Origin of the sequence: Micromonospora sp. DT201 (assembly GCF_049841575.1) — a bacterium.
Taxonomy (GTDB): domain Bacteria; phylum Actinomycetota; class Actinomycetes; order Mycobacteriales; family Micromonosporaceae; genus Micromonospora.
The window spans coordinates 108,292-114,913 of record NZ_JBNCKP010000023.1 but is presented as its reverse complement, the minus strand read 5'-3'; the positions used below and the strand labels follow the sequence as shown (position 1 = coordinate 114,913).

Below are 6,622 nucleotides of genomic sequence, written 5' to 3'. Positions count from 1 at the left end.
GTGAAGGCGAGTCCAGCGGCGGTGAGGGCGGTCTTACGGATCAGATCGGTACGCATGATGGCGTGCTCCTCTGCATTCAACGGGGGGTGTGCAGCAGACACGGGGGTGCGGCTGCGTGACGCTTCAAGGGGGCCCGGCAGCCCCGCAACAAGGGGGGCCGGCATCGGGTGTCACCCGGGGGTGGTGCAACGGTCCGGGGCGGCGGGTGATTCCACCAAGTTCCCGGGGGTCGGCCTGCCGTTTCGGCGGCCAGGGTGTGTAACCGTGGCGGCCCGGCGGGTGTTCCCGGCTGGGCTCCGGCCCACCTGAGCTGGGGGCTGCCGCGAAGCCCGAGGGCTGGGGCGGCATGCCAGGTATAACGACCCCGGCCGGCCCCCGATTCCACGACCAGGATGACCCCGACCACGGAACGAAATCCCCATACGGAACAAACCGACCGCACACTGGCCTCGCGTATCGGGCGGTGAGCGGTGATCCACTCCATGTCGGCGACGTGGCGGTATCCGGCGCCAGGGATACCCCCACATCGGCGACATGGAGTCGATCACGCGCCGAATCCGGGTGAGAGGTCGCAAGGGCCCCCGGTTCTTCGGAGCCTTGCCGGACACGCCTCATATGCCGCCGTCACGATGGCCCCGGCCACGGGACGAAATCCCCCATACAGAACAAACCGACCGCATGCTGGCCTCGCGTATCGGGCGTTGAGCGGTGATCCACTCCATGTCGGCGACGTGGCGGTATCCGGGGCCGGGGATACCCCCACATCGGCGACATGGAGTCGATCACGCACCCGATTCGGGTGAAGGCCGCAAGAGTCCTCCTGTTCCCCGGGGGTCGAACCGGACAAACGTCTGATACCGCCCGATCTTCGACTCCGGGCGCGATCGGCGGAGGCCGCCCCAAGGCCGCTCTCGGATTACCCCGGGGCCCGTACGCAGTGGTGGGGCAGCCCGACCTGCAAGCTGCCCCACCCGTGTGTGATGGACGAGATCAGAACCCGAGGATGCTCCGCCCACCGACCACCGGCAGGCGCACTTCGCTGTCGTTCGGGGCGACCCGCAGCTCGGTGCCACCCAGCGGCAGCAGGGTGTACTCCTGGTCGGTGGAGAAGACGACCACGCCGATCCGGTGCCCCGCCGGGAAGATGTAGTCCTTCGGCTCCAGGGTCCACCGATAGTCGTACAGCTTGCCCTGCTTGACAGGCTCGGTGCGCGTGGCGCTCTTGCGGTTCTGCGGGTCCATCCAGCCCCGGGTCACCACGGTCGGGGCGGCGGTCGACCCGGCCGGGCCGTAGTCCACCAGGTACGCGGTGAGGTTCGCGTCCGGTTTGTTGTCGATCGCCATCCGCAGCCGCATCTCGGGACGTCCGGAGATGCGGACGTTCTGCGTCAGCACGGGGGAGCGGTAGGCGAGTCGGTTGGTGCTTGCCGCGTCCGGGTTGGCGACCAGGGTGTCCGGGTGGATGGTCCGGCCCTCGTCGACGAAGCTCTGCTCGATCTTGGCCTTCGGCGGTTTGACCGTGGTGAGCGAGCCGGGGGCGGTGGCGTCGGTGGCGGCGAACCGCAGCCCAACCTCACGCGCGGCCGGGTCGGGCCAGTTGGCGTACGTGGTGTAGGCTTGGTCCTCGCGTTGCAGCACCGCGGTCGGCTCGTCCATGATGCCGTTGCGCACGTTCCACAGCCAGAAGTCGAACCAGCGGTTCTCGGTCTGCTTGTACGTCCAGGTGCGGCCGTCCGGCAGGGTCACCGACGCGCTGCTGCCCGGGCCGCCGTGCCCGCCCTGGTGCAGCCAGATCTTACGAGGTACGTCGTGCTTGGCGAGCTGGTCCCACCAGCCGGCGAAGTGCTCGGTCTTCACGTTCCAGTCGTTGAGGCCGTGTACGACGAAGACGCTGGCCTTGACGTCCCGGGCGTCGAGGTAGTCGCGATCCTCCCAGTATTTCGAGTAGTCGCCGGTGACCCGGTCCTGCTTCTCGGTGATCGTCGCGAGTTCGTCGGCGCAGGGCCCCTCGGCGCGTGCCTGCCCGGCGGTGAACTGGGCCAGGATGTCGAGGTCCTCACCCTGGTACGTCCCGGGCGCGACGACCAGACCGTTGGCCCGGTAGTAGTCGTACCAGCTGCTGATCGCGGAGACCGGCACGATGGTCTTGAGTCCCTTGACCCCGGTGGTGGCCACCTGGTTGGGCAGCGTTCCGTTGTAGGAGACGCCGGTCATGCCGACCGCGCCGGTGGTCCAGCCGGCGGTGATCGGGGCACCGTTCGCGTCGTACCCCTTTGCCCGGCCGTTGAGCCAGTCGATGACCGCCTTGGTGCCGAGGGTCTCGGCCTGGTCGCCGCTGGTCGGGCAGCCGTCCGAGTCGCCGGTGCCGACGCTCTGACCGAGCACGACCGCGTACCCGCGTGGCACGTAGTAGTCGTCCAGCGAGCCGGGCAGGTTGGCTTTCGCCTGGGCCCGTTGGGCGTCCGCGTCGAGCGCCCGACGCCCGGATCGGTCGGTGCGGCCGTTCTGCGGCAGGTCGTCGACCAGCACGCTCGGGTACGGCACGTCACCCCAGGTGTCCTTGCGGTAGGGGCTGTGCTCGAAGATGACCGGCACCTTGAAGCCCTGCGTGGCGGTTTCCCGGGGGCGGGAGATGTCGATCGCCACCCGGTCGAGTCGGCCGTCGTGATCGGTATCCACCGGCGTCTGGACGAACACCCGTTCCTCGATCGCGTCGGCGAGCGAGAACACCGGTTGGGTCATGCCGTCGACGACGACGATGCCGGTGGGTGTGGGCGCCGTGGGCGGGGCTGCTGCCGCTGTCGCTGCCGCGCTGAGGACCAGGGCGCCGGACACACCGACGCTGAGTAGTGCCAGATGGCGGGGTCGACGCATGCGCGTCTCCCTTCGGTTGGGCTGGTTGCCGGGGGTCGGCAGGGGCCAATCTCGAAGATCCATTCGTCGCCATGCTAGGTCCGGGCGGGCGTTCCGTCGATCCCTGCGGATGTGGATGAGTCTGGTCGCCCACGGTGGTGCTCCCGAAGGGGAAATCAAATCGACATCGAACCGAGCCCGGTGGCGAAACACTGCGGAAACTCCAGGCCGGGCGGGCTGTAAATCACTACGAAGAAGTCTCCCGAAGATCACGTAGCCGTGCATATGATCTTGCCGGGAGTGCCCGAAGAGGCACTTTCGTCCACTTAAGACGAGGAGCAAGATGCTCAGGAAAACGCGGTGGCTGATGGCCGTCGCTGTCACGGCCACGGTGCTGACCGCCGTACCGGGCGGCGCTGCCACGGCTGGGCCAAGCGGCATCGGTCTGACCGGCACCCCCGGTGCCTCCACCGACGGGAAGACGCACACCGTCACCTTGCTGACCGGGGACGTGGTGACCGTACGGAGCACCGGATCGGGATGCCCGCAGGCCACGGTGCAGCCGGTCGACGCGAACGCGGTGATCCGCCAGACCTGCGGGCCGGACGGCCACCTGCACGTCATTCCCGCCCGCGTCGCCTCCCAGATCGGCTCGGTCCTCGACCCCGACCTCTTCGACGTCACCACGCTGATCGCGGACGGTTACGACGACGAGAACGCCACCGAGTTGCCGCTCATCGTGCAGCCCGCCACCGCGTCCGCCCGGGTGGCCGCACTCGGTGACGTGCTGTCGCTGCCCAGCATCGGTGCGGTGGCTGGCCGCGTACCCAAGAAGAGCCCGGCCACCGCGAAGCTGGCGACCAACTCGCTGCTCGCCGGCGCGAAGAAGGTCTGGCTCGACCGCAAGGTCCGCGCCACCGCGCTGACCAACGGCGGACAAAAGGGTGACCTCGACCCAAACCTGGGCCAGATCGCCGCACCCGACGCCTGGAAGGCCGGCTACACCGGCAAGGGAGTCAAGGTCGCGGTGCTCGACAGCGGTGCCGACTTCACCCACCCGGACCTGGTCGGCCGGGTCGCCGACCGGGCCGACTTCAGCGCCGAGGGCGGTGACGCCGTCGACCACAACGGCCACGGTACGCACGTCGCCTCGACCATCGCCGGCACCGGCGCGGCCGCCCACGGCCAGCGTCGCGGCGTGGCGCCGGACGCGCAGCTGGTGATCGGCAAGGTCCTCGATGACCACGGCTCCGGCGAAGACTCTCAGATCATCGCCGGCATGGAGTGGGCCGCCACCCGGGCCGATGTCATCAACATGAGCCTCGGTGGCAGCGACGGCGACGACGGCAACGACCCGCTCTCGCTCGCCGTCGACGGACTGAGCAAGTCCACCGGCGTGCTCTTCGTCATCGCTGCCGGCAACAGCGGCGGTGCGATCTCCTCGCCCGGCTCGGCCGCTACCGCGCTGACCGTCGGCGCCGTCGACCGTGACGACAAGCTCGCCGACTTCTCCAGCCGCGGACCGCTGGTCACCAGCCACGTGGCCAAGCCGGAACTTGTCGCCCCCGGTGTCGACATCGTCGCCGCCCGTGCCGCCGGCACCAACCTGCAGGACCCGATCGACCAGTACTACGAGGGCAGCACCGGTACCTCGATGGCCAGCCCGCACGTCGCGGGCGCCGCTGCGCTGCTCGCCCAGCGGCACCCCGACTGGACCGGTGCGCAGCTCAAGGCCGCCCTCGTCGGTGCCGCCGACCCGCTGACCGGCCTCGACTCGTACGCCGTCGGGGCCGGCCGGCTCAACGCGGCCCGGGCCCTCGGCGGCCCGACCAGCAACCAGCCTGTGGTCAACCTCGGCACCTTCGTGTACCCGCAGTCCGGGACCAGCGAGGCGAAGCTGAGCTGGACCGGTGCGTCGAAGACGGCGACGTCCGTCCTCGACCTCGATGTCGCGGTGGTCAATCACGACGGCCAGCCGGTGCCGCGCGGCGCGGCAGCGCTCTCGACGAGCCGGGTGACGATCAAGGGCGGCGCCACCGCCGGGGCGACCCTCCGGATCAACCGTGGGGCGCTGGCGGCCCGGCCCGGCTTCTACCTGGCCACCGTGACCGCCCGCACCTCCGGCCACAAGTTGGTGTCGACGACACCGGTGAGCTTCTACGTCGAGCCGCCCAGCTATGACCTGACGATCCAAACGAAGCCGATGCCCGGTCTCAAGGACGGCGCGGAGAGCTGGCTCGACGTCGTGATCACCAACCTCACCGACCCGGTGATCTACTACGGCGGGCCCAGCGGCACTCCCGGAGACACCTTCACCACGCGGGTGCCGGCCGGTCGGTACGCGGTCCTCGGCTCGTCGGTCGCCTACTACGTCGACAGCGACGTGCTGGAGACGACGCTCGCCGGCGAGACCGACCTGAGCATCACCGGCAACCGGAGCATCACGCTCGACCCGGCGCGAGCCAAGCCGGTGACGGCGACGGTCGACGGAGTCGCCACCACGGCCAGCAAGATCGACCTCACCAGTCTCCAGACCGCGCCGAACGGTCTGTCCTGGTCGAGCCAGATCAGCGCGTTCGGGGCCGGAACGACCGTACGCACCACTGCACTGCCGAAGCCCAGCGTCGGATCCCGGCGCAGCTGGGCGGCCGTCAACCTCGACTCGCCGGCCGGCACGGCCAAGCCGTACCGCTACAACCTGATCCACGAGTACCCGAACGGCGTACCTGTCGATCCCGCGTTCCGGGTGACCAAGGCGGAGCAGGCGAAGCTTGCCCAGATCGAGGAGCGGTTCCACCAGGCGGACTCGGAGGGGATGGTCACCCAACTGATCCGTACCGGCCTCACCCTCGACGGGCTGGGCCTCACCCAGACCACCGAAGGGAATCTGCCCCCGTACCGCACCGACTACCTTTCGCCCGGCATCCTCTGGTCGGACGAGGGAGTTTACGGTGGCCTGTCGGCCCAGGAGGCGCCCCGCAGCTTCCAGCCGGGCAGTCGGCAGACGAAGGTCTGGGCGCGGCAGCCGCTGCACTCCGGGTTTTACGACGACCCGGCCGGTGCCGGTCGGAGTTGTGCCACCGCACCGTCGCGGACCCGCGGCAACCTGCACATCGACCTGGTGTCGTTGACGGACCAGCACCAGCGCGCCGACTGCCTGCAGGGCAACTCGATCGGCGTGAACCGCAAGCTGGCGCTCTACCGCAACGGCAAGCTGATCGAGGAGAGTGCCCTCCCGCTCGCCGACGTCACCGTGCCGCAGCAGATGGCGGACTACCGGCTGACCCTCGACGTCGACACGAGCCTGATCCTGCCGATCTCGACCAAGGTCAACACCTCGTGGACGTTCCGGTCCGCCGGGCCGGACGGGACCGGGAGTGTGCCGTTGCCGCTGCTCGCGCTGGACTACGCGCTGCCGATGGACACCAACAACCACGCCATCGGCGGAACCGCTGAGCTGACCGTCCGGCAGGCGCACGGTGTCAAGGCGCAGAAGGTGACGTCGTTGCAGGCCTGGGCCTCCACGGACGACGGTGCCACCTGGAAGTCGGCCCGGGTCACCGGGAACGGCGACAGCTACCGGGTTGCGCTGCCGAAGGCCGCCGCCGGGCAGTCCGTCTCGCTGCGGGTGAAGGCAGCCGCGAACGGCGGCAGCGGCATCGACCAGACCATCATCCGGGCGTACAACGCCAGCTGATGGTCACCCCGCTGGTGCGGCCCGGGCCCCCGACCGGGTCGCACCAGCACCCCGCCACGATCATGGGTGGGC

General features: G+C 69.5%; 2 protein-coding genes. One reads left to right on the top strand and one right to left on the bottom strand.

All coding sequences use genetic code 11. From position 1 onward, the window contains the following. Positions 1-990: 990 nt before the first annotated feature. Positions 991-2,874 carry a Xaa-Pro dipeptidyl-peptidase gene (locus tag ACLQ28_RS29190; protein WP_425689468.1) on the bottom strand — a complete coding sequence of 628 codons (1,884 nt, stop codon included), beginning with the start codon at positions 2,872-2,874 and terminating at the stop codon, positions 991-993. A 322-nt stretch (positions 2,875-3,196) separates the two neighbouring features. Between ACLQ28_RS29190 and ACLQ28_RS29185 the strand changes: the two genes are divergently transcribed. Beyond that, positions 3,197-6,550, top strand: coding sequence for a S8 family serine peptidase (locus ACLQ28_RS29185; RefSeq protein WP_425689467.1), 3,354 nt, complete (start codon positions 3,197-3,199; stop codon positions 6,548-6,550). Positions 6,551-6,622: the final 72 nt, after the last annotated feature.

Coding starts and splice junctions, on each gene's coding strand:
- ACLQ28_RS29190 (WP_425689468.1), bottom strand. CDS start 2,874: ATGCGTCGACCCCGCCATCTGGCACTACTCAGCGTCGGTGTGTCCGGC.
- ACLQ28_RS29185 (WP_425689467.1), top strand. CDS start 3,197: ATGCTCAGGAAAACGCGGTGGCTGATGGCCGTCGCTGTCACGGCCACG.